Source organism: Stenotrophomonas rhizophila (assembly GCF_001704155.1).
GTDB classification, from domain to species: Bacteria; Pseudomonadota; Gammaproteobacteria; order Xanthomonadales; family Xanthomonadaceae; genus Stenotrophomonas; species Stenotrophomonas rhizophila_A.
On the sequence record NZ_CP016294.1, the window covers coordinates 1,616,114 to 1,639,131 of the forward strand.

The 23,018-nt window shown below is 67.4% G+C and carries 22 protein-coding genes; 6 read left to right on the forward strand and 16 right to left on the reverse strand.

The annotated features are described in order from the left end of the window. Window positions 1–8: 8 nt before the first annotated feature. From BAY15_RS07270 to BAY15_RS07280, 3 genes are read right to left on the reverse strand one after another with little or no spacing between them, the layout of a single operon-like run. The gene (locus BAY15_RS07270; RefSeq protein ID WP_068850561.1) at window positions 9–1,415 is read right to left on the reverse strand and encodes a TolC family protein; all 1,407 of its coding nucleotides are present in this window, start codon (window positions 1,413–1,415) and stop codon (window positions 9–11) included. After that, window positions 1,412–3,382: a MacB family efflux pump subunit gene (locus tag BAY15_RS07275; protein ID WP_068850563.1), complete on the reverse strand. Its 1,971-nt coding sequence runs from the start codon at window positions 3,380–3,382 to the stop codon at window positions 1,412–1,414. Before BAY15_RS07275 ends, BAY15_RS07270 begins: the two co-directional genes overlap by 4 nt. Continuing rightward, the gene (locus BAY15_RS07280; protein ID WP_068854600.1) at window positions 3,379–4,617 is read right to left on the reverse strand and encodes an efflux RND transporter periplasmic adaptor subunit; all 1,239 of its coding nucleotides are present in this window, start codon (window positions 4,615–4,617) and stop codon (window positions 3,379–3,381) included. Before BAY15_RS07280 ends, BAY15_RS07275 begins: the two co-directional genes overlap by 4 nt. Window positions 4,618–4,835: 218 nt before the next feature. On the opposite strand from BAY15_RS07280, the gene BAY15_RS07285 reads away from it, so the two are divergent. The 3 genes from BAY15_RS07285 (at window position 4,836) to BAY15_RS07295 (ending at window position 10,130) form a co-directional block, all read left to right on the forward strand. After that, complete coding sequence (locus BAY15_RS07285; protein WP_095363782.1) at window positions 4,836–5,546, forward strand: response regulator; 711 nt, start codon at window positions 4,836–4,838, stop codon at window positions 5,544–5,546. Next, a complete protein-coding gene (locus tag BAY15_RS07290) occupies window positions 5,543–6,952 on the forward strand; it encodes an ATP-binding protein (protein WP_068850569.1) in 1,410 nt (469 codons plus the stop codon). Before BAY15_RS07285 ends, BAY15_RS07290 begins: the two co-directional genes overlap by 4 nt. A gap of 151 nt (window positions 6,953–7,103) precedes the next feature. Continuing rightward, on the forward strand, window positions 7,104–10,130 hold the full coding sequence (locus BAY15_RS07295) for a ligand-binding sensor domain-containing diguanylate cyclase (protein ID WP_083214098.1): 3,027 nt from the start codon (window positions 7,104–7,106) through the stop codon (window positions 10,128–10,130). On the opposite strand, the gene rnt is transcribed toward BAY15_RS07295, so the two are convergent. The 13 genes from rnt to pstS (BAY15_RS07360) form a co-directional block, all read right to left on the reverse strand. After that, complete coding sequence (gene rnt, locus BAY15_RS07300) at window positions 10,131–10,718, reverse strand: ribonuclease T (protein ID WP_068854601.1); 588 nt, start codon at window positions 10,716–10,718, stop codon at window positions 10,131–10,133. It lies immediately after the preceding gene. 84 nt (window positions 10,719–10,802) lie between these two features. Beyond that, window positions 10,803–11,462 (reverse strand): HvfX family Cu-binding RiPP maturation protein, encoded by a 660-nt coding sequence (locus tag BAY15_RS07305; RefSeq protein WP_068850573.1) that lies wholly within the window; start codon window positions 11,460–11,462, stop codon window positions 10,803–10,805. A gap of 75 nt (window positions 11,463–11,537) precedes the next feature. After that, window positions 11,538–12,293 (reverse strand): HvfC family RiPP maturation protein, encoded by a 756-nt coding sequence (locus BAY15_RS07310; protein WP_068850575.1) that lies wholly within the window; start codon window positions 12,291–12,293, stop codon window positions 11,538–11,540. After that, window positions 12,290–13,153 carry an HvfB family MNIO-type RiPP peptide maturase gene (locus BAY15_RS07315; protein ID WP_428999286.1) on the reverse strand — a complete coding sequence of 288 codons (864 nt, stop codon included), beginning with the start codon at window positions 13,151–13,153 and terminating at the stop codon, window positions 12,290–12,292. Before BAY15_RS07315 ends, BAY15_RS07310 begins: the two co-directional genes overlap by 4 nt. Continuing rightward, entirely contained in the window at window positions 13,140–13,490 is a 351-nt protein-coding gene (locus BAY15_RS19540) for an HvfA family oxazolone/thioamide-modified RiPP metallophore (RefSeq protein WP_068850577.1), read from the reverse strand. The genes BAY15_RS07315 and BAY15_RS19540 overlap by 14 nt, the downstream gene beginning before the upstream one ends. Before the next feature lie 81 nt (window positions 13,491–13,571). Further along, window positions 13,572–14,081 carry an RNA polymerase sigma factor gene (locus BAY15_RS07325; protein WP_068850579.1) on the reverse strand — a complete coding sequence of 170 codons (510 nt, stop codon included), beginning with the start codon at window positions 14,079–14,081 and terminating at the stop codon, window positions 13,572–13,574. A gap of 222 nt (window positions 14,082–14,303) precedes the next feature. Continuing rightward, a complete protein-coding gene (locus BAY15_RS07330; RefSeq protein WP_068850581.1) occupies window positions 14,304–14,645 on the reverse strand; it encodes an RcnB family protein in 342 nt (113 codons plus the stop codon). Window positions 14,646–14,774: 129 nt separating this feature from the next. Then, window positions 14,775–15,479, reverse strand: coding sequence for a phosphate signaling complex protein PhoU (gene phoU, locus BAY15_RS07335; protein WP_068854604.1), 705 nt, complete (start codon window positions 15,477–15,479; stop codon window positions 14,775–14,777). A 52-nt stretch (window positions 15,480–15,531) separates the two neighbouring features. Continuing rightward, complete coding sequence (pstB, locus tag BAY15_RS07340; RefSeq protein ID WP_068854606.1) at window positions 15,532–16,362, reverse strand: phosphate ABC transporter ATP-binding protein PstB; 831 nt, start codon at window positions 16,360–16,362, stop codon at window positions 15,532–15,534. Window positions 16,363–16,381: 19 nt separating this feature from the next. Further along, on the reverse strand, window positions 16,382–17,257 hold the full coding sequence (gene pstA / locus BAY15_RS07345; protein ID WP_068850583.1) for a phosphate ABC transporter permease PstA: 876 nt from the start codon (window positions 17,255–17,257) through the stop codon (window positions 16,382–16,384). Beyond that, complete coding sequence (gene pstC, locus BAY15_RS07350; RefSeq protein ID WP_068850586.1) at window positions 17,257–18,225, reverse strand: phosphate ABC transporter permease subunit PstC; 969 nt, start codon at window positions 18,223–18,225, stop codon at window positions 17,257–17,259. Before pstC ends, pstA begins: the two co-directional genes overlap by 1 nt. A gap of 62 nt (window positions 18,226–18,287) precedes the next feature. Continuing rightward, window positions 18,288–19,379: a phosphate ABC transporter substrate-binding protein PstS gene (pstS, locus tag BAY15_RS07355; RefSeq protein ID WP_068850588.1), complete on the reverse strand. Its 1,092-nt coding sequence runs from the start codon at window positions 19,377–19,379 to the stop codon at window positions 18,288–18,290. 409 nt (window positions 19,380–19,788) lie between these two features. Then, window positions 19,789–20,808, reverse strand: coding sequence for a phosphate ABC transporter substrate-binding protein PstS (gene pstS, locus BAY15_RS07360; protein WP_068850591.1), 1,020 nt, complete (start codon window positions 20,806–20,808; stop codon window positions 19,789–19,791). Between the two features lie 381 nt (window positions 20,809–21,189). Between pstS (BAY15_RS07360) and BAY15_RS18830 the strand changes: the two genes are divergently transcribed. From BAY15_RS18830 to BAY15_RS07370, 3 genes are read left to right on the forward strand one after another with little or no spacing between them, the layout of a single operon-like run. Further along, window positions 21,190–21,288, forward strand: a complete 99-nt coding sequence (locus BAY15_RS18830) for a pantocin A family RiPP (protein ID WP_083214100.1) — start codon at window positions 21,190–21,192, stop codon at window positions 21,286–21,288. A 41-nt stretch (window positions 21,289–21,329) separates the two neighbouring features. Beyond that, on the forward strand, window positions 21,330–22,001 hold the full coding sequence (locus BAY15_RS07365; RefSeq protein WP_157771704.1) for a hypothetical protein: 672 nt from the start codon (window positions 21,330–21,332) through the stop codon (window positions 21,999–22,001). Beyond that, the gene (locus BAY15_RS07370) at window positions 21,998–22,906 is read left to right on the forward strand and encodes a DMT family transporter (protein WP_083214102.1); all 909 of its coding nucleotides are present in this window, start codon (window positions 21,998–22,000) and stop codon (window positions 22,904–22,906) included. The genes BAY15_RS07365 and BAY15_RS07370 overlap by 4 nt, the downstream gene beginning before the upstream one ends. Window positions 22,907–23,018: the final 112 nt, after the last annotated feature.

The window sequence follows — 23,018 nt, forward strand, 5'->3', positions numbered from 1 at the left end:
GCGCCGCTTCAAACCGTTCCGTTGGCGCTGCCCCCCAACGCCTTGAACAGCGTCACGTCGTTGACCAGCTGTTTCTGCTTCACCGACGCCAGCGACAGTTCGGCGTCGCGGCGGGTCTGCTGCGCTTCCAGCCAGGTGCGCAGGTCGGTGGCGCCGACCCGGTAACGCACTTCGTACATGCGCTCGATCTGCACCGCTTCGTCATACGACGCCTGCGACGCCGCCACCTGGGTGGCGAGCTGGGTGCGCGCCGACAGCGCGTTGTCCACCTCCGACAGCGCCGTGTACAGCGTGCGCCGGAAGGTGTTGGCCGCGATCTGGTAATCGGTACCGGCGATCTGCGTATCCAGCTGCGCCTGGCGGAGGTTGAGGAACGGCAGCGACAGCCCCGCACCCAGGGAGGCCACCGGGTTCTTCAGCACATCCGACAGCGTGGTCGCGCCGCTGCTCACCCCGCCGGTGAGGCTCAACGCCGGGTAGTAGCTGGTGGCGGTCACCTTGATGTTCTTCAGGCTGTTGCGCAGGCGCAGCTCGGCTGCGCGCAGGTCCGGGCGCCGGCCCAGCAGGTCGGCCGGCAGGCCTTCGGCGATGGCCGGGCTGCCGGCGCCGTCCAGCGCCTGCGGCTCGTCGGCCTGCGGCCATGGCTGGCCATCCAGCAGCACGGTCAGCGCATTGCGGCTGGCCACGCGCTGCTGCTCCAGCACGCTCTGCGCGGCACGCTGCGCTTCCAGCTGCTGGGTGGCCTGGCGCACTTCCAGCCGCGATACCGCGCCGGCGGTGAAGCGGGCCTGCACCAGTTCCCGGGTACGCTGCAGGCGTACCAGATTCGCCTCGCCGGCCGCGATGGACTGGTTGAGGTAGGCCAGGGTCCAGTACTGCGTGGCCACGTCGCCGATCACCAGCAGTGCCGTGTTCTGCAGGTCTTCCTCGCTGGCCTGGGCTTCCCACTGCGCGATGTCGCGCTGGGTGCGCAGGCGGCCCCACAGGTCGATTTCCCACTGCAGCGAGACCCCGGCCGAACTGCTGCGGTTCCAGTCGGCGCCCTGGTCGATCGGGCGATTGCCGCTGCTGCCGACGCTGCCCGACGGCTGCGGCCACAGCGCGTTGTCGCTCAGCCCGGCCTGCAGGCGTGCGCGCTGCACCGCCAGCCCGGCCGAGGCCAGGTCGGTGTTGGCCTGCAGCGCAAGCGCGATCACGCGGTCCAGCCGCGGGTCGCCGAAGCCGGTCCACCAGGCGTCGTCGCGCACGTCGGTCCGCAGCGGGGAGGGTGCGTTGGATGTTTCCACAGGCGCGTTGCGCTGCGCATCGCCACGGCCGTACACGGCCGGCACGCTGGGCGGGTCGACCTGGTACTGGCCGGTACTGACGCAGGCCGACAGCAGCAGGGTGGTGGATAACAGGATGGACGTCTTCATTCGCGCGCCAGCGCCTCCACGGGATCGAGTTGGGCCGCATTGCGTGCCGGAAGGAAGCCGAACGCCACGCCGATCAGACTGGAGCACGCGAACGCGGCCACGATCGAGGCAGTGGAGAACAGCATCTTGAAATCAGGGGCGAAGGTGTCGAACACCCAGCCCACCACCAGCGACAGGCCCACGCCCAGCAGGCCGCCGAGCAGGCAGACCAGCACTGCTTCGATCAGGAACTGCTGGCGGATGTCGCTCTGCCGCGCGCCCACCGCCATGCGCACGCCGATCTCGCGGGTGCGCTCGGTGACCGACACCAGCATGATGTTCATCACCCCGATCCCGCCGACCAGCAGCGCGATCGCGGCGATGGCGCTGATCAGCAGGGTCATCGTGCGGGTGGTCTGCTCGATGGTGTCGCGGATCTCGGCGCTGTTGCTGAGGAAGAAGTCCTCCGTGCCATGGCGCATGACCAGCAGCCTGGAAATGGCGGCCTGCGCCGCATCCATCGGGGTGGCATCGTCCACCCGCACGGTGATGCTGGAGACATGGCTCTGGCCGAGCATGCGCGACATCACCGTGGTGTAGGGCACCCAGATCGACAGGCTGGTACTGCTGCCAAAGCCCATGCTCTGGCGCTGGGCCACGCCGATCACGCGCACCGGCACGTTACCCAGCAGGATCACCTGGCCGACGGGGTCGGCGCCGTTGGGGAAGAACTGGGTGCGGGTGTTCTCATCGATCACCGCCACCTGCGCCAGCCCCTTCACCGCATCGGCATCGAAGAAACTGCCGGCGCTCAGGGTCACGCCCTTGACCCGGAAGAACTGCTCCCCCACGCCGCTGACCTGGGCCGTGGCCGACTGGTTCCGGTAGCGCGCGGTGACCGACGAAGACACGCTGGGGGTGACGCTGTCGATGTAGCTCTGCCGCGACAACGCGTCGGCATCGCTGGCCTTGAGCGTCTGCACTCTTGCCGAGCGCATGTCGCCGAAGCCGCGCCCGGGGTAGACGTCGATGGTGTTGGTGCCCAGCGCGCTGATGTTCTGCAGGATCTGCTGCTGCGAGCCGTTGCCCATCGCCACCACCGATACCACCGAGGCGATGCCGATGATGATGCCGAGCATGGTCAGGAAGGTGCGCAGGCGGTGCGCGTTCATTGCCAGCAGCGCCATCCGGAACGCTTCGGTGAAGCGGTCGCGGGCGGCACGCCAGCTGTGGCCTTTGGTGGCGGCCACGGTCGGCGTGCGCTGCGCACGGTAGCTGGGCGCCTTGGGATTGACGCGGTCGGCGATGATCTCGCCGTCGCGGATCTCGATGATGCGCTGGGCGTGCTCGGCCACCGACATGTCGTGGGTGACGATGATGATGGTGTGGCCTTCGGCATGCAGCTCGCCGAGGATGCCCATCACTTCCTCACCGGATCTGGTGTCCAGCGCGCCGGTCGGCTCGTCGGCCAGGATCACCTCGCCACCGTTCATCAGCGCCCGCGCGATGGACACGCGCTGCTGCTGGCCACCGGACAGCTGGCCCGGCTTGTGCCGCATGCGGTCGCCCAGGCCCAGCCGCTGCAGCAGCTGTTCGGCGCGCGCGCTGCGCACCGGCGCCGGGCTGCCGGCATACACCGACGGCACTTCCACGTTGCCGCGCGCGTCGAGGTCGCCGAGCAGGTGGTAGCGCTGGAAGATGAAGCCGAAATGTTCGCGGCGCAGTTCGGCCAGTTCGTCCGGCAGCATGCTGCCGGTCTCACGGCCTGCCACCTGGTAGCTGCCGCGGGTGGGGCGGTCCAGGCAGCCGAGGATGTTCATCAGCGTCGACTTGCCCGAGCCGGACTGGCCGACGATGGCCACCATCTCGCCGGCGGCGATGTCCAGGTTGACGTCGCGCAGTACGGCAATGGTTTCGTCGCCGGCCGGGAATTCGCGGCGCAGGTCGCGCAGCCGCAGCAGCGGCGCGCCCGTGGGAGCGGTCTTCATCGACGCGGCCCCATGCCCGGGCCACCCATGCGCATCTGCGCGCCACCGCGGTTGCCGCTGCCGGAAGCGGCCGGGGTGGCGCTGCCTTCGCCGACCACGACCTTCTCGCCTTCCTTAAGCCCAGACAGCACCTCCACGCTGGAACCGGTGTTGATGCCGATCCTGACCTTGCGCGGCTGCGGCATGCCATCGGCATCTGCCACGCGCACTATGTACTGGCCATCGCGCGATTTCGGCCCCAGCGCCACCGACGGAATGATCAGCACGCCCTTGGCCTGCTTGAGCAGCACCGACACCTGCGCGGTCATGTCGATGCGCAGCGTGCCGTCCGGGTTCTCCACGTCGAACAGGGCGTTGTAATACACCGCCGAGCTGGAGCTGGAACTGGACGAACTGGAACTGCTGGAACTGTCGCTGGCGATCGACGACGGCGCCGGATTGATCTGGCGCAGGGTGGCGTGGTACTTGCGGTCCGGGTCGCCCAGCGTGGTGAAGTACACCGGCATGCCGGCCTTGATCTTGACCACGTCCGCTTCGGAGACCTCGGCATTGACCGTCACCAGGTCCAGCCGCGCCAGCATCACGATGGTCGGTGCGGTCTGGTTGGCATTCACGGTGCGGCCTTCTTCGGCCACCACCGCGACCACGGTGCCGTCCATCGGCGCGGTGATGCGGGTGTAGGCGAGGTTGGCATTGGCGGTGCCCAGCTCGGTCTGGCGGCCTTGGATCTGCGCATCATAGGCCTTGACCTGCGCACGGGCGGTCTTGAGCGCGGCCTCGGCGCTGTCGAACTCCGCACGCGAGGTGGCTTCGGCCGCCAGCATTTCCTGCTGGCGCGCGAATTCCAGTTCGGCCTGGCGCAGGGTGGCCTGCTGCACCGCGCGCTGGGCGGTGACCTGGTCCAGCGATGCCTGCGCGTTGAGCACGGCGTTGCGCTGGGTGGTGGCGTCGATCTCGGCGATCAGGTCGCCCTGCCTGACGGTATCGCCCAGCTGCACCTTCAGCGATTTGATCTGGCCCGAGGCCTGCGCACCCACGCTGACCAGCTTGTAGGCATCGATCACGCCGGTGGCTTCCACGGTCTGTTCCAGGTCGCCACGGGTCACCGGGCTGGTGGCCAGGGTGGGGGCGCCCGGCTTGCGCAGGGTCCATGCGACAATGCCGCACACCAGCAGGGCCAGGGCAATCAACAGCAGCACGCGGCCGCGACGGGTGGTAGGCAGGCGGGACTTCACGATGATCGTCAACTCGACAGGCCGGCGTGCGGCGTTGTCAGCATTGTGAAGAGCGCCTGTGGAGGGCTCAACGCACGGCATGTAACAGCACGTAACCACGCCCCGGTCGGACGTGTCCTTCTGTATCGTGTGCATGCCTTGAAACATGCATACGCAAACCAGAGGATGCGGTTCAGCTCCCGACAGGGGATCATCGCCGCATGGAGAACACCACTACGATGCAACGCCTGCTGATCGTCGATGACGACAACGACATCCGCCAGCTGCTGGCCGAACAGCTCGGTCGTGCCGGCTACCAGGTCAGCACCGCCAGCGATGGCCAGGGCATGCGCCAGGTGCTGGAACGCGAGCACGTGGACCTGATCGTGCTCGACCTCAACCTGCCGCGCGAAGATGGCCTGACCCTGTGCCGCGACCTGCGCGCGCGCTCGACCACGCCGGTGATCATGCTCACCGCACGCAGCGAACCGATCGACCGCGTGCTCGGCCTGGAAATGGGCGCAGACGATTACCTCGGCAAGCCGTTCGAACCGCGTGAGCTGCTCGCGCGCATCCGCAACGTGCTGCGCCGGACCGAAGCGCTGCCCGCCAACCTGGAGCCGTTGGCGATCCGCCGCGCGCGCTTCTCGCACTGGATCTTCGATCTGGAGCACCGCCATCTGGTCGACCCGGACGGGCGCGTGGTGGTGCTGTCCGGTGCCGAGTTCCGGCTGCTGCGGGTGTTCGTCGGGCATGCCAACAAGGTGCTCTCGCGTGAGCAGCTGGTATCGCTGAGCAGCGGGCGCAGCTACGAATCGCAGGACCGTGCGATCGACCTGCAGGTCAGCCGGCTGCGCAACAAGCTGGCCGATGACGGTGGCAGCGACGGCCTGATCAAGACCGTGCGCAATGAAGGCTATGTGCTGGCCACGGCGGTCACGCTGGAATGATGCGCCTGCGCCGCTTCTTCGCGTCGATGGTCGGTCGGCTGTTCGTGATCCTGCTGCTGGGCATGAGCGTGGCGGCCGTCGGTGCCACCATGCTGGCCAGTGCCAAGCGGCAGCAGGAATTCGAGCGGCAGAACCTCAACCGCATCGCCGATCGGCTGCAGGGCTTCGTCAACATGCTCGACGGCGACCCGGAACTGCGCGACCGGCTGCTGACGGTGGGTGGGCCGGCAGTGCGCAGCCTGCCCGAAGGGGCGCGGCTGGGGCGCGAGGATGCGGCGTTGATGGGCATCCTCGACGACCGCCCGGGCCCGGTGGCGCATGCCACCGTGCATTTCACCTCGTTCCGTTCGTGCCTGCCCAAGGCGCAGGAACTGTTGCCGCCCCCTCCGCAGCAGCAGCGGCGCCGGCCGCCGCACGAACGCGACCCGGCCTTCATCCCGCCCAAGTGCCGCGCGGTGCAGGTCCCGCTCAGCGACGGCACGGTGCTGTCGCTGGCGCTGGAATCGCCGGCCATCGCCCACAACGGCATCCTCGCGGTGGACCCGCTGTTCCTGACCCTGCTGGTGCTGGCGATCGGCGTGCTGGCCTACGTGGTTGCGCGCATCGCCAGCGCCCCGCTGCAGCGGCTGGCCTCGGCCGCGGCCGAGCTGGGCGACGACCTGCAGCGTGCGCCATTGCCGGTGACCGGGCCGCTGGAAGTACGCCGCGCCGCCGAAGCCTTCAACGCCATGCAGAAGCGCCTGCAGCGCACGCTGGGTGAGCGCACCCAGATGCTGGCGGCGATCACCCATGACCTGCAGACCCCGGTGACCCGCCTGCGGCTGCGGCTGGAAAACGTAACCGACGAAGCCCTGCGCGAGCGCCTGATCGGCGACCTGGGTGCGATGCAGGCGCTCATCCGCGAGGGCCTGGAACTGGCCCGCAGCGCCGAGAGCGCCGAGCCACGTGCCGCGCTGGACCTGGATTCGCTGCTGGAAAGCCTCGTCGAGGACGCGGTCGAGGCCGGCGCCGACGCCCGCTTCGAGCAGGGCAGTGGCGCGGTGCTGATGCTGCGCCCGCTGGCCATGCACCGGTTGTTCTCCAACCTGATGGACAACGCGCTGGGCTACGGCGGCACGGCGCGGGTGCGGGTCGAGCAGGGCGCGGACGGGGTGCGGGTACGGGTGCGCGACAGCGGTCCGGGCCTGGCCGAGGACGACCTGGAAACCGTGTTCGACCCGTTCGTGCGCCTGGAAACCTCGCGCTCGCGGGCGACCGGTGGGGCCGGGCTGGGGCTGACCATCGCCCGCGCGCTGGCCGAGAAGGACGGCGCCACCCTGCACCTGCGCAACCATCCGCAGGGCGGGCTGGAGGCCACCGTGCACTGGCCGGCGCCACCGCGCCCGCCGGCACCCCGCGCCGGCTGATCGCACAGGAGGCAAACGGGCGCGGTTTTGCCTACTATGGGCAACCCCCGCCCGTATTCGCCGCATGAGTGCGCCCGATCTGGCTGGTTTCCACCCCGGCGCCGCGCTGTCCGCGCCGTGCCCTTCCCGCGCCCCTGGCGGATCCTGACGGATGAGCCAAGGGGGAGGCGGGAACCGGTGGCGGCCGGTACATGCAGTAGTGACCGTGCAGCGCCTGTGCCTGGCGCTGGTGTTGCTGTGCCTGTTGTTCGGGGTACCGGCCACATCGGCCGCGCAGGATGGCCCGCCGCCGCTGCGCGACTACGCCATCGATGTCTGGACCTCGCGCAACGGCCTGCCGCACAACTCGCTGCGTGACATCGCGCAGACGCCGGAGGGCCACCTGTGGTTCGCCACCTGGGAAGGGCTGGTGCGCTACAACGGGCTGGACTTCACCGTGTTCGACCGCAGCACCCGGCCGGGCCTGCGCGACAACGGGGTGGGCGCGCTGTTCGTCGACCGCGAGGGCGGGCTGTGGATCAGCGATTCGCGCGGCAACGTCACCCGGCGCAGCGCCGACGGCCGCTGGCAGGTGTTCGCACACCAGCCGCCGGCCCCGCAGGTGCTGATCCAGGCCATGCAGATGGACAGCCATGGCCGGCTCTGGCTGCTGTATGAGGGCAATGGCATCGGCAGCCTGACCCGCGACGGCCACTTCGACTACCAGAAGCCGCCGGCCGACGTGCCGATGGCCATGAGCTTCACCAAGCTGGTGGTGGATGCGCAGGACCGGGTCTGGGTGGGCACGCTGGACGGCCTGGTGGTGCGCGGCACCGACGGCGTGCTGCGCCGCGCACCGGAGAGCTACGGCCTCGGCCACGGCCTGGTGTGGCCGTACCGCGCACCCGACGGCGTGCTGTGGATCGTGGCTGGCGAGCGCATCTACCGCATGCTCGATGGCATGCCGCAATTGCAGCACCGCCTGGCCCCGGGCATGCACATCACCTCGATGCTGCAGGACCGCCACGGCGACCTGTGGCTGGGGACCGAAAACCAGGGGCTGCTGCGCCTGTCGCGGCACGGAGTGGAGCGCCTGCCGGCCGGGCTTTCACTGCCCGGGGGCAGGGTGGTGAGCCTGCGCGAAGACGCCGAAGGCAGCATCTGGGTCGGTGCCAACGGCGGCCTGTACCGGTTGCGCGAAACGCTTTTCAGCAGTTTCACCGAGCGTGACGGGCTCAGCGGCGATTACGTGCGCACCGTGCTGGAAGACCGTGACCGCCAGCTGTGGGTGGGCAGTGCCAGTGGCCTGGACCGGCGCGACGCACAGGGCGTGTTCCATCCGGTGCCGCTGCGCAACCGCGGCGGCAAGACGCCGTCGGTGCTGAGCCTGGCCCAGGATCATGCAGGCGGGTTGTGGGTGGGGACGTTTGGAGACGGCATCCTGCACCTGGACGGGCAGGGCCGCATGCTGCGCAGCTACGGTGCCGACGACGGCCTGCTCGGCGGCAACATCCGCGCGATGAGCGTGGATCGCGAAGGCGCTGTATGGGCGGGTACCCAGAAGGGCGTCGCCCGGCTCGATGCCAACGGGGTAACCGTGCCGACCGTGCCGGGCATGCCCACCGGCCTGGTCACCGCGCTGGCCCACGATGCCGAAGGCGATCTGTGGGTGGGCACCATCGAAGGCATCAGCGTGCTGCGCGGCGACCATGTGCAGCGCATCGACCTGGCTCCGCTGGGCGGCGGTCGCAGTGTGTTCGGTTTCCAGCAGATCGGCGATGCGATGTGGATCAGCAGCGACCGCGGCCTGTACCGCTACCAGGACGGCACCCTGTCACGGGTGGGGCTGGAGCAGGGCATGCCGGTCGATACCGTGTTCCAGCTGGTACCGGACCGGGTCGGCAACGTCTGGATCAGCAGCAACCGTGGCGTGCTGCGCACCGACATGGCCATGCTCAACGACGTGGCCGACGGGCGCACGCGGCGGATCGAGGTCGAGCATTACAACGAGATCGACGGCATGGCCAATTCGCAGGCCAACGGCAGTTCCGGCCCCTCGGCGATCCTGCGCCAGGACGGCACGTTCTGGGTGGTTACCGCCGGCGGCCTCAGCACGGTGGACCCGCTGCGCCTGCAGCGCTTCCGCGAACGGCTGGCACCGCCGGCGGCGATCGAGACGGTGCTGGTCGATGGCGTGCCGCTGCACTGGCAGGGCGCCAACCACAACACGCTGCCCGGCGGGCGCCGGCTCAGCATCAGCTACGTGGGCCTGAGCTATCTCATGTCCGAACGCATCCGCTACCGCACCCGGCTGGAAGGCCTGGACAGCGCGTGGATCGAACGCGGCCAGCAGCGCAGCGTGGAATTCATCGGCCTGCCGCCGGGCGATTACACCCTGCACGTGTCCGCCGCGCACCCGGGCGGTACCTGGGGCGACAGCGAGGCGGTGTGGTCGTTCACGGTGGAACCGTTCCTGTGGCAGCGGCGCAGCGTGCAGTTCGTCTGTGGCCTGCTGCTGCTGGCCGGGCTGGTGGCGTTGTACCGCTACCTGATCAAGCGCTACAAGGCCAGCAACGTACGCCTGGCACGCAAGGTCGATGCCGCCACCCGCGACCTCAAGGCGCAGACCGCCAGCCTGCAGGCGTTGAACGAAGAGAAGACCCAGCTGGCCGCGCGTTTGGCAGTGCAGGCCGAACAGTTCGAGCGGCAGGCGCGCGAGGATGCGCTGACCGGGCTGCCCAACCGTCGCGCGTTCGACGAAGCGCTCGCGCGCGATTTCGCCCGCTCGCAACGCAGCGGCCACCCGCTGTGCCTGGTGGTGCTGGATATCGACCACTTCAAGGAAGTGAACGACCAGCACAGCCACAGCGTGGGCGACGTGGTGCTGACCGAAGTGGCGCGGGTGATCGCGTCGGCCTGCCGTGATTCGGACATGCCCGCGCGCACCGGCGGTGAGGAATTCACGCTGCTGCTCAACGACACCCGCCTGGCCGAAGCGGCACAGGTCTGCGCGCGCCTGCGCGGGCTGTTCCATGACCATCCGGACTGGGCCGGCGTGCCGGGCCTGCAGGTGACCTTCAGCGCCGGGCTGGTCGAACTGGAGGCCGGGGACCGCACCCCGATGCTGCTCTACCAGCGCGCCGACCGCGCGCTGTACCGTGCCAAGAGCGAAGGCCGCGACCGCACCGCGATCGGCTGATCAGGGGCGCGGCCAGGCGTTGGCGATCTTGCAGAACAGCTTGGCGGTCTGCTCGGTGTCATACACCGCGCTATGCGCTTCTTCCGCATCCCACCCAAGACCGGCAGCCGTGGCCGCCCGTGCCAGCACGGTCTGGCCATAGGCGATGCCGGCCATGGTCACCGTGTCGAACACGCTGAAGGGGTGGAACGGGTTGCGCTTGTGCCCGACCCGGTTCACCGCCGCATTGATGAAGCCCAGGTCGAAGTGCGCGTTGTGGCCGACCAGGATGGCGCGCTGGCAGCCGTACTTCTTCACCGCTGCGCGCACCGGCGCGAAGATGTGGTCCAGCGCGTCCTTTTCCGCCTTGGCCAGCCGGAACGGATGGTCGAGGATGATGCCGGTGATCTCCAGCGACTTCGGGTCGATGTCCAGCCCTTCGGCCGGCACCACGTGGGCGCTGGCGGTCTGCCCGGGAAAGAGCAGGCCGTTGTCGTCCATTTCGATCGGCACCGCGGCGATCTCCAGCAGCGCATGGCGCTGGCTGTCGAAGCCGCCGGTTTCCACATCCACCACCACCGGCAGGAAGCCACGGAAGCGGGTCGCCATCATGCGCTGGGCGGCAGAGGGCATGTCTTCAGCGGCCACCGGCGCGCCGGTGGTCTGGGTGGGGTCTTGAGTCATGCAGCGAGTTTAGCAGAGCGGCCTGACCGTCCCATGGCGGCGGTGCCAGACCGCCACGCCAAGCAAGGCGGTGCCAACTGTGGCCAACACCAGGGCCGGACCCGGCAGCAGCCACCCCAGCGGCCAGGCGGCGGCCAGCGCCAATCCGCCCCAGGCCAGCGCGTCGGCCCGGCCGCGCGGATCCCGGAGCAGCCAGCCATCCACGCTCAGCCGCCCGGCGCCCTGCAACAGCAGCGGCAGCAGCATGGCGATGAACAACAGCGGCAGCTTGAAGTTGCCCTGGCCCTGGTCGCTGATCGCATAGCCCTGCGCCAGCGTGGCCAGCGAGTCCCACTGCGCAGGCCAATGGACGGCGGCGGTTGCCACTATCGTGAGCCCGATCAGCAGCGCGGCGGTGGCCCGGGTGGCCACGCCCAGCAGCAGGCAGATGCCGCCGATGAGTTCGATCCACGTCGCCGCCTGCCAATTGAACTCGGCCGGCAACCAGCGCAGTGGCAACGGAAAGTGCGATTGCACGTTGTCGAACCAGTTCACCCCGCGCCATTTCTCCAGCCCGGATTCCAGATACTCCCAGGCCAGCAGCACGCGCAGTCCCAGTGGCGCAAGCCAGGCGCCGAGTCCATCGAGACGGGGGCACAGGGTGGAAGCAAGGCAGCGGGGGAAATGCATGGGGACAGCCCGGTAATGGAGGTCCCTTGAAGAGGGCCGGCGCGCGATGAACGATGCGGGCGCCGGCGGCATCGTTCAGCCGTGGGTTGGGGACCGGGCAGGACCGATCACGCCGGTCGCGAGCAACTGCGCCAACAGGGCACGTCCGGCCGGTTCCAGCCCGGCCGCGTCCAGTCCATTCGCCTCGGCCAGCTGCGCAAGGTGCGCGGCGCCGCTGCGGTGTCCGGGGGCCTGCATCTGGATCAGCAGCTGCCACGCCAACGGGCTGAGCTGCGAAAACACGATGCGGCCATCGGCCAGCCGGCGTGCCAGCAGGAACGTCGGTTCGGGCGGCGGGTCCACCGGCTGGAAGGCTGCCCCGATCTGCTGCACCGGCCACTGGTACGCCAAGGGCCATGCCAACGGGGAACGCTGCAGCAGGCAGCGCCAGGCATCGATATCCGGACGAGGCGGTTCGAGCGGCAGCGCATCCTGCGACTGCAAGGCCAGTTCCACCCATTCGTAATGCGCCAGCTCGGCCAGGAACGGACGCGGCAGCGTGTCCTGCCGCTGCAGCCACTGCACGAACTCGGAAGACACCTCGGTGAACAACGGCGAGGCGCAGCGGTGCTCGATGAAGTAGCGCCGGCACAGCGCCGCCCATTCCGCGCCGTCCAGCATCTGCAGCAGTACCGGGAAACTGCTGCCCAGCAGCGCCTGCAGGTTGTTGAACAGCAGGTCGCGGTAGATCTGCAGCCGCCGCGGCTCCAGGTCGGGAGGCGACGGTTCATCCGCCGGATCGCGCAGGTGGCGGGTCAGGGCGAACTGCTGGTCACGCAACAGGTCGCTCATGCCGCCGCAACCAGGATGCGGCGCATCTGCCGCAGCTCCGCCTGCAGTCCGGCATACGGCGGCAGGTTGAAGTCGCGCTCGAGCAGGCCAGGGCGCGGGCCGAACCGGGCGCAGGCATGTTCCAGCAGCGCCCACACCGGCCCCACCACGGGGCTGCCATGGGTGTCGATCTTCAGGTCATCGGCTTCATCGAAGTGCCCGGCCACATGCAGGCAGACGATGCGTTCGGCAGGCAGGCCGTCGATGTACGCGACGGGGTCGAAGCCATGGTTGATGGCGTTGACGTAGACATTGTTGACGTCCAGCAGCAGGTCGCAGTCCGCTTCCTGCAGCACCGCCGTGGTGAATGCCAGTTCGCTCATCGCCGCATGCGGGGTGAGGTAGGTGGATACATTCTCCACTGCGATGCGCCGGCCCAGCCGGTCCTGCACCTGCGCGATGCGGGCCGCGGTGTGGCGGATGGCCTCGTCGGTGAACGGCAGCGGCAGCAGGTCGTACAGGTGGCCGTCGTCGCTGCAGTAGCTCAGGTGTTCGCTGTAGAGGCGCACACCGTGTGCGTCCAGGAAACGCCCGACCTGGTCGATGAACGCCACGTCCAGCGGCGCGCTGCCGCCCAGCGACAGTGACAGTCCATGGCAGGTCAGGGGATGGCGCGCGCTGAGCCCGCGCAGGCGCTCGCCCATCACGCCGCCCAGCCCGATCCAGTTCTCCGGCGCGCACTCGAGGAAATCGAAATCGCCCGGCGGTGCCTGTTCCAGGTCATCGAGCAGGGCGCGGCGCAGCCCCAGTCCCACCGCCGTTGCAGGCAACGGCAGTGGGCGTGCAGGGCTCACGCGGGTGCGCGGATCAGTGCCCGGCACCGCACTTGCCTTCGCCGCACTTGCCTTCGGCGGTCTTCTTGGCGGCAGGCGCAGGCTTGGCCTTGGTCTTGTCGGCGCCACACTTGCCTTCGCCACACTTGCCCTCTGCGGGCTTCTTGTCGGCAGCATGCGAGGTGGCCTTGTCGGCACCGCACTTGCCTTCGCCGCATTTGCCTTCGGCCGTCTTGGAATCGGCTTTGGGCGCGGCCTGGGCAGCCAGGGCGTAGCCCTGGGCCAGGTCGGTCATCGACAGGGCCGAGGCGGTCCCGGCCAGGCCGAGGCCGCCGGCAAGCGCGGCACAGGCCAGCAGGGAAGCGTGTTTGGTGGAGAGGGTCATGCGCAAAGCTCCTTGTAATGCCCTTTCATGGGCAGGGGTGTTGCCGGGGAAGCATGCCGGATTGCCGGCACGCGGGGAACATCAGGCCAGGTACTCGCGGGCCATGACGCGGGCGCGGTGCAGCCGGGCCTTGATGGTTTCGGGGGTGGTGGCCAACCGCGCGGCCAGTTCGGCGATCGACAACCCCTCCAGGTCGCGCAGCAGGATCACTTCGCGGTAATGGGCGGGCAGCGATTCGAGCGCAGCGGCGCAATCGCGGCGCAGGTCCAGGTTGTCGCGCTGGGCCGGCGGCAGGATCTCCTCGCGCAGTTCTTCGTGCCGCCACTGGCAGCGCGCACGCTTGAGCCGGTTGCACTCGCGCTTGACGATGCGGAACGCCCACGAGGTGAAACACTCGACCAGGCGCAGGTCGCACAACCGTCGTGAAACGGTGATCAGGCTTTCCTGCACCGCGTCCTCGACATCGTTGATGACGCAGTGGTACTCGGCATAGCGGCGCAGGTGCTGGCGCGAATGGCGCAGGACGCGGTCCAGCGCGGCGCGGTCGCCGCGATGGGCGGCGGCAAGTTCGTGCGGGCAGAGGCGGTGCATGCGGTCGGCGGATCCTGTTCAACGTGGCACAGGATAAGAGCGTGCGCGGGGCCGCAAGGATGCGCGGGTCGCCGGTCTGAGACAGGGGCGATTCAGTACCAATGGTGCGTTCGCGACATCACAGGATGTTCGCGACACTCCGGGACGGCGATGACCCGGCCGCAAACGCAGACGCGCCGGGAGGTCCCGGCGCGTCGCGTGGCCTGGGCTGTCGCCAGTGAATCAACGGCCGTTGAGCACCACGTCGGCGATCAGGCCGGTGGCGGCCGCGATCAGCACGTAGCGGTCATCTACCTTGCGCCACTGCTGGCCGCGCTTGGGCGCATGCAGGCCGTGGCGCTTGTAGTCGCTTACGTACGCGCCACGGTGATCCTTGTCCAGGTGGCCGCCACGGCGCGGCGGATCGTGGCGGTCGTGCCCGCGCGACGGGCCATGGTTGCGGTCATCGCGCTGGTCATGGCGGTCGCGGTTGTCGCGGTCGTCATGGTGGGGCGGGGCGGCGAAGGCGGAACCGGTCGCGGCAAGCAGGGTCAGCGACAGCGTAGCGGCGAGGAAACGTTTCATGGTGCAGCCCTCTGGAGTGGTGGGGTGGAACGCAGGTCCAGAGTGGGATTTTTTAGCTGAATAGGCAATTAAAAAAGGCCGATACGCAGTATCGGCCTGTATCGGCGTGTAACACGCCCCGGCGCCTGCTTACAGGCGCTCGGTACTGGTCTCGTCGCGCTTCTCGCGCGGCGGCAGCGCCTGCTCGCCGTGCACCAGGAACCACACGTTCTCGGCGATGTTGGTGGCGTGGTCGCCCACGCGTTCCAGGTTCTTGGCCATGAACAGCAGGTGGGTGCAGGGGGTGATGTTGCGCGGGTCTTCCATCATGTAGGTCAGCAGCTCGCGGAACAGCGCCGTGTACTGCGCGTCCAGCCGGGCATCGTCCTCGCGCAGCGCCAGCGCGGCGGCGGCGTCGTTGTCGCGGTAGGCCTCGATGGCACGCCGCACCTGCTGTGCGGCCAGCCGGCCCAGCGACCGCAGGCCCTGGATCTGCGGCAGCGGCGGCACTTTGCTCAACGCGATCGAGCGCTTGGCGACGTTGGCCGCATAGTCGCCGATCCGCTCGATGTCGGCCGGGATGCGCAGGCCGGCCAGGATCTCGCGCAGGTCGCGCGCCATCGGGCCGCGCAGCGCCAGGCGCATCACGTCATGGCTGATCTGCTGCTCCAGGCTGTCGATCGCCTCGTCGTTGGCGATGATGCGCTGGGCGGCGTTGTCGTCGCGACGCTCGATCACGTCCAGCGCCGCTTCCAGCTGCGCTACGGACATTTCGCCCATGCGCACGATTTCGGCCACCAGCCGCTGCTGTTCTTCGTCGTAGCTCTTGACGATGTGGTCGTTCGGAATGTTCATTGTGATGTGCTCGATTGTCTGGTTGGTGGCAACGTCGCGCAAACGGCCTGGCTCAGCCGAACCGCCCGGTGATGTAATCCTCGGTCTGCTGCTTGTTCGGCTGCGAGAAGATCACTTCGGTGCGGTCGTGTTCGATCAGGTCGCCCAGGTACATGAAGGCGGTGTAGTCGGACACGCGCGCGGCCTGCTGCATGTTGTGGGTCACGATCACGATGGTGTAGTCGTGCTTGAGCTCTTCCACCAGCTGCTCGATGCGGCTGGTGGAGATCGGGTCCAGCGCCGAGGTCGGCTCGTCGAGCAGCAGCACGTCCGGGCGTAGGGCCACGGCACGGGCGATGCACAGGCGCTGCTGCTGGCCACCGGACAGGCCCAGCGCGCTCTGGCCGAGCTTGTCCTTCACTTCGTCCCACAGTGCACCTTGGCGCAGCGCATGTTCGACGCGGTCGTTCATGTCCGCTTTGGACAGCTTTTCGTGGTGGCGGATGCCGTAGGCAACGTTCTCGAAGATGGTCATCGGGAACGGCACCGGCTTCTGGAACACCATGCCGACCTTGCTGCGCAGGCGGTTCATCGGGTACTTGGGCGAGAGGATGTTCTCACCATCCAGCAGCACTTCGCCGCGCGCTTCCAGCTTCGGGTACAACGCGTAGATGCGGTTGAAGATGCGCAGCAGGGTGGACTTGCCGCAGCCGGATGGACCGATCAGCGCGGTGACGCGCTTCTCGGGCACTTCCAGGCTGATGTTCTTCAGTGCATGGAACTTGTCGTAGTAGAAATCCAGGCCACGGGCGGCCAGCTTGATCGGCGCCGGGTTGCCCAGCGATTCATGCGAGGCCGGCACCGCGATGCGCTGCATCGGCACGGCATTGGTGAGGTCGTTCATGGCGGTGTCCGCGGAAAGGTCAGTCATGGGAGATACGGTTGCGCAGCAGGATGCCGCGTGCCGAAAGGCTTACCAGCAGCACGAACAGGGTCAGCACCAGGGCGCCTGCCCAGGCCAGCGTCTGCCAGGATTCGTACGGGCTGCCGGCGAACTGGTTCATCACCACCGGCACGCTCGCCATCGGCTGGAACACGTTGCTGTTCCAGTACTGGTTGCCGAAGGCGGTGAACAGCAGCGGCGCGGTTTCGCCGGAGATGCGTGCCAGGGCGAGCAGGATGCCGGTGACGATGCCGGCGGCGGCGCTGCGGTACAGCACCTGCACGGTGACCTTCCACTGCGGGATGCCCAGCGAGAGGGCCGCTTCGCGCATCTGCGAAGGCACCAGGCGCAGCATTTCATCGGTGGTGCGTACCACCACCGGCAGCACGATGAAGGACAGCGACAGCGCGCCGGCGAAGGCCGAGAACTGGCCGCCGGTCTGCATCACGTACAGGGTGTACACGAACAGGCCCAGCACGATGGACGGTGCCGACAGCAGGATGTCGTTGACGAAACGCACCACCGTGCCGGCCTTGCGGAAGTTGCCGTACTCGGCCAGCCAGGTGCCGGCCAGCACGCCCAGCGGTGTGCCGATGGCGATCGCCAGCGCGCACATCACCGCGCTGCCGAAGAAGGCATTGGCCAGGCCGCCTTCCTGCATGGGCGGCGGCGTCATCTTGGTGAACAGGTCCAGGTTGATCCCGGCCAGGCCCTTGGAGGCCAGGGTGAACAGGATCCAGCCCAGGAAGAACAGGCCGAACAGCGCGGTCAGGCAGGACAGCAGCAGCGCGACGATGTTGACGATGCGGCGGCGCAGGTACAGCGGCTGCGGGTTGTTGGCGACGGCGGTGCTCATCAGTTGCCCTCCTTGCGGGACAGGCGCATCAGCATCAGGCGGGCGATTGCCAGCACCACGAACGTCACGATGAACAGCACGAAGCCGAGCAGCAGCAGCGCCGAGCGGTAGGTCTCGGTGGCCTCGCCGAAGTCATTGGCGATCAGCGCGGCGATGGTGGTGCCCGGTTCCAGCAGCGAGGGCGACAGGCGCACGCTGTTGCCGATCACGAAGGCCACGGCCATGGTTTCACCCAGCGCACGGCCCAGGCCGAGGAAGATGCCGCCGATCACGGCCGAGCGCGTGTAGGGCAGCACGATGTCCCAGCTTACTTCCCACTTGGTGGAGCCCAACGCGTAGGCCGATTCCTTCAGGCGGGTCGGCACGGTCAGGAACACTTCGCGCATTACCGAGGAGATGAACGGAATGACCATGATCGCCAGCACGAAGCCGGCGGTCAGCACGCCGATGCCCAGCGGCGGACCCTGGAACAGTGGGCCGATGATCGGCCATTCGCCCAGGGTTTCATTGAGGGTGGGGGTGACGTACTCGGTCATCACCGGGACCAGCACGAACAGGCCCCACATGCCGTAGATGATCGAGGGGATGCCGGCCAGCAGTTCGATGGCGGTACCGACCGGGCCGCGCATCCAGCGCGGGGCCACTTCGGTGAGGAAGAAGGCGATGCCGAAGCTCACCGGCACCGCGATCAGCATTGCGATCAGGGCGGTGACCAGGGTGCCGTAGATCGGTGCCAGCGCACCGAACTTGTTCTCCACCGGATTCCAGTCGGAGGAATAGAAGAAGCTCAGGCCCTGCTCCTGCAGGGCATGGCGGCCGCCCCACAGCATCGAGAGCGCGGCGCAGGCCAGGGCGACCAGGACCAGGACGACGGTGGCGATCAGCACCCACCGGAACAGTTTGTCATTGCGGGCGTCACGCAGGTCGCGGGTGGACGGTGCGGGAACAGGCTGGGCGATGGCATTCATGGGTAAGGCTGGGGCCCGTTAGGTAGGGGGCAGGCCCGCGCAGCGCGCGGGCCTGGGTTGCATCATTTGAATTCAGCGGTCCAGTAGCCTTCGATCTGCTTCACCAGTTCCGCCGGCAGCGGCACGTAGTGCAGTTCATTGGCCTGGGCCTGGCCGTTCTCGAAGGCCCACTTGAAGAACGCCAGGGTGTCCTTGCTGCGCTTGGCATCCTTGGCCTGCTTGTGCATCAGCATGAAATTGGTGGCGGTGATCGGCCACGCCTGGTCGCCCGGGGCGTTGGTGATGACCATGTTGAAGTCCTTGGCGCTGGCCCAGTCGGCGCTGGCTGCGGCGGCACCGAAGGTTTCCGCGGTCGGCTGCACCCAGTTGCCGGCTGCGTTCTGCATCGAGGCGTACGGCATGCCGTTCTGCAGCGCGTAGGCCAGTTCGACGTAGCCGATCGAGCCCTTGATCTGCTTCACGTACGAGGCCACGCCTTCATTGCCCTTGCCACCCACGCCGTCCGGCCACTGCACCGAGGTGCCTTCGCCGACCTTGCTCTTCCAGTCCGGGCTGACCTTGGACAGGTAGTTGGAGAAGTTGAAGGTGGTGCCCGAGCCGTCCGAACGGTGGACCAGGGTGATCTTGCCGTCCGGCAGCTTCACGCCCGGGTTGGCGGCCACGATGGCCGGGTCGTTCCAGGTCTTGACCTTGCCCAGGAAGATATCGGCCAGCAGCGGGCCGCTCAGGCGCAGCTTGCCGGCTTCCAGGCCGTCGATGTTCACCACCGGGACAACGCCGCCGATGGCGGACGGGAACTGGCCCAGGCCGGCCTGGGCGAGCTCTTCGCTGGACAGCGGCTTGTCGGAAGAACCAAAGTCGACCGTGCCGGCCTTGATCTGGGCGATACCGCCACCCGAACCGATCGACTGATAGTTGACCTTGGCGCCAGTGGCGGCGTTGTAGTCGGCCGACCACTTGGAGACCAGCGGGAAGATGAAGGAGGCGCCGGCGCCGGAAATCTCGGCGGTCAGCTTGTCGCCGGCGGCCGGAGCAGCGGCGGGCGCGCCTTCTGCCGGGGCGGTAGCCTGGCCTTCGGCGGCCGGCTTGCAGGCGGACAGGCCCAGCGCGATGGCCAGGGAAAGGGCGGCGAAGCCGGCCGTATGCAGTTTCATGCGTCACTCCGTAGCGGGATAGGGGGCCGGTCTTGCCGGCTGACGCTGCTATGAAATGATGTTTTTGTTACAGCTTGATGACGTCGTGACCGGGGGCACGCTGGAGGCCCATGGGGCAAGGGCTGGCGGGGGCTACAGCGGGTGCCGGTGGATCGAGCGCCGGGGCGCCACACCCTTTCCGGCGAATGTCCCCCGGCGTCGGCCTGCGGCCGACACCTCCTCCTTTAATTCGCCTCCAAGGGTATGCCGCCCCGGCACTCGATCCACCGGCGTTGCCCCCAACGCTCGCGGCAGATTAAAAAAAAAGCGCGGACCTTTCGATCCGCGCCGGTGGTGCCGCCAGGGGGAGAGAGGACCTGGCGACACCGTTGCCTGGTAGGTCACGACCGTTGGCCGTGACCCCTTTCAATCAATATTTCAGGTTCTGCGACCAGTAGGTCTCGATCTGCTTGACCAGGGCGTCCGGCAGCGGCACGTAGTCCAGCTGCTTGGCCTGGGCATCGCCGCTCTTGTAGATCCAGCGGAAGAACTCCTGGGTCGCCTTGGCGCTGTTGACGTTCTTCGGCTGCTTGCGGACCAGGATGAAGTTGGTGGCGGTGATCGGCCACGCTTCGGCGCCCGGGGCGTTGGTCATGACCAGGTAGAAGTCCTTGGCGTTGGCCCAGTCGGCGCTGGCGGCAGCGGCGGCGAACGACTCGTCGCTCGGCAGCACGACCTTGCCCGACGCGTTCTTCATCGCGGCGTAGGACATCTTGTTCTGCAGCGCGTAGGACAGTTCGACATAGCCGATGCCGCCCTTGATCTGCTTCACGTACGCGGCAACGCCTTCATTGCCCTTGCCGCCGATGCCGACCGGCCACTGGACCGAGGTGCCTTCGCCGACCTTGGACTTCCACTCCGGGTTGACCTTGGAGAGGTAGTTGACGAAGTTGAAGGTGGTGCCCGAACCGTCCGAGCGGTGCACGACGGTGATCTTGCCGTCGGGCAGCTTCACGCCCGGGTTGAGGGCGGCGATGGCCGGGTCGTTCCAGGTCTTGACCTTGCCCAGGAAGATGTTGGCCAGGGTCACGCCATCGAGCTTCAGCGCACCCGGGGCGATGCCGGCCACGTTGATCACCGGCACCACGCCGCCGATTACCGACGGGAACTGGGCCAGGCCGGCCGCGGCCAGATCTTCCGGCTTCAACGGGGCATCGGACGAACCGAAGTCCACCGTGGCCGCCTTGATCTGGGCGATACCACCACCCGAGCCGATGGACTGGTAGTTGACCTTCTTGCCAGTCGCGGTGCTGTAGTCGGCCGACCACTTGGACATGACCGGATAGATGAACGATGCGCCCGCGCCGGTCACATCGGCGGCATTGGCGGCGAACACGGAGGACGCGGCGAGGACGGCAACAGCGGCGCGCGACTTGAAGGCGTGGATCACGGGGTGGCTCCTGGGATGGATGGTGGTGCGGGGTTTTCCGCCCGGTGCCTATTGCATAACGGTTCAATGACAGCGCGACGTCTGTCATATGACGGCATCGTGACACCCTCCAATCTCGGAGATTCCACTGGCGCGGAGCGCGGACACCGTCACGATCGCGTCGTCCGCGACAGACAGCGGTCTTTGGCGCAATCGGTGCAACTCACCGATTCCTGCGCCAGCGCAACCTTGCAGCATGACGGCAGTCACTTTGAAAGTGCATTCGCCTTCACATGTTCTGACATTCCATTGCAATAAGTGACGTCGGTCCTTGAGTCGAAGTGGTCAGGCCCTCCACCTTCGGGCGGCACCACTTCCGGTGCATGTGAAAAGGAGCTGCAAATGTTGGAGATCACGTTCGTCGATCTGGAAGAGCGAATCTCGGCCATCAGCGAGGAAGATGCGATGTACCAGTCCGGCGAGAGCATCCAGCTCTCGTGACACCGGAAGGGCAGGGCGCAGGTCCCGGGAGGAGGTGGTGTTTGATCGGATATGAGGTACTTCGCGAGCGCTTCCAGCTCGATGGATACGTTCATTTCGATCTACGCGCCTTTGTGCCATCCATCGCTGATGTGGCTGAGCGCGTTGCCAGCATCGGGGAGGATCGGTGGTCATATATCGTGAAGAATCGTGATGGTGAGCACGATCTGTGTTCGTCGGACAAAGTCGAAGCGAGCAGGCAGCACGCCATCGCTGATCGCGACCGTGAGCTTGGCAGATTCGCGTTTTCGTTCCGATGGATGCCGGACTCGCGTGAGAACGCCGATGTGGAAGCGCTACAGGCGATGAAACAGTTGATGGCCTCAAGGCCGGTGCTCGAGTTGCTGGGAAAGGTCACTGGCCGCGTACCTCTGACCGTATCCCAGTTCTACCTGAGTTGGTTCGAGCATGGCCATTTCCTTGGCACTCACTGCGATCCGGGCCAGAGCTTCGGCGTCGCGCTCAGTCTGACGAAGGAGTGGGACCCCAACCACGGAGGGCTGACCGTAGTGCTTCCTGACGGGGAGAAGGAACCTGCTGCCTGTCTGGTGCCGGCACTGTTCACGTTGTTGGTATTTGATACCAGCGCACGCCGCATCCCGCATTTCGTCTCCGCGGTTACCGCTCCTGCGCGTCGTAGACGAATCACTGCGGTGGCCAGGTACCGCGCATGAAGTGGTCTGATCACGCACCAGGCGTGGATCTCCGGGCCGCGACCGCCGCTGTGTGCGTGGTCCTGGTCTGGAGTACCAGCTTCTCTTTTGCGAGGGACGCAGTTCAACAGATGGGCCCTTGGACGTTTCGTTTTTACAGTACCTTGGCGGGCTTCATGACAGTGCTGCCCTTTGTCCGACGGAGCTGGATGGAGGTCCTGCAGCTGCAGGCGGCGACGAGACAGCGCGTGCTCTGGGCAGTGACGATCAATGGAACCATGGTCTCCAGCCTCAACATCCTCGCGCTCGCCTACTATCCAGCTACCACCGTGCTTACGTTGATGTACACGATGCCCGCCTTTGCCGGCGCGATGGAGGCGGTGCGCCTGGGGCGGTGGTCTTGGGGGGGCGTGCTGGCGACGGGGGCGGCGTTGAGCGGAGTCCTTCTATATGTCGGCGGTGCGCCAGCGGGCGGCGCCTTGTTGATTGTTCTGAATGCAGCCATTTGGGCAGTAGGCACCCTGTTGTCGGCGCGTACGGGGCAGCCTTGCCGGCCCTCGACGCTGGTCACCGTGCAGATGCTCATCGCATTCCTCTGTTCCATTCCGCTGCTTGCTCTGGCCGGCGGGCAGGGAGAGTCATTGCCACCTTGGCAGGGGCGTGGGAATGTCCTGGCCCTTCTCTATGTCGGCGTGCTCAACGGGCCGGTGGTCTTCGGGCTGTGGTATGTCGCGATACAGGGGCTGGGTCCAGTACGCGCGGCGAGCTTTACGTTGGGTGTTCCGGTAGTCGGCGCCTTGGCTGCCGTGCTCGCCTTTGGCGAGACCCTCGACTGGTGGCAGGCGGCGGGAATCGGTCTGGTCGTATTGGGGATGGCACTCCGATTGAGGGGCGTGGCGGCGCCTGCCAATGGTGCCACCCGGTGACGGTGGACAGTGCCTGTTACTTCTGCAATTGCGCTGCAACGCCGGGTAACCGGTGACCCAAAACGAAGAAAGGGGCGCAGCCCAAGCTGCGCCCCATCAATGCTGCGTCTTG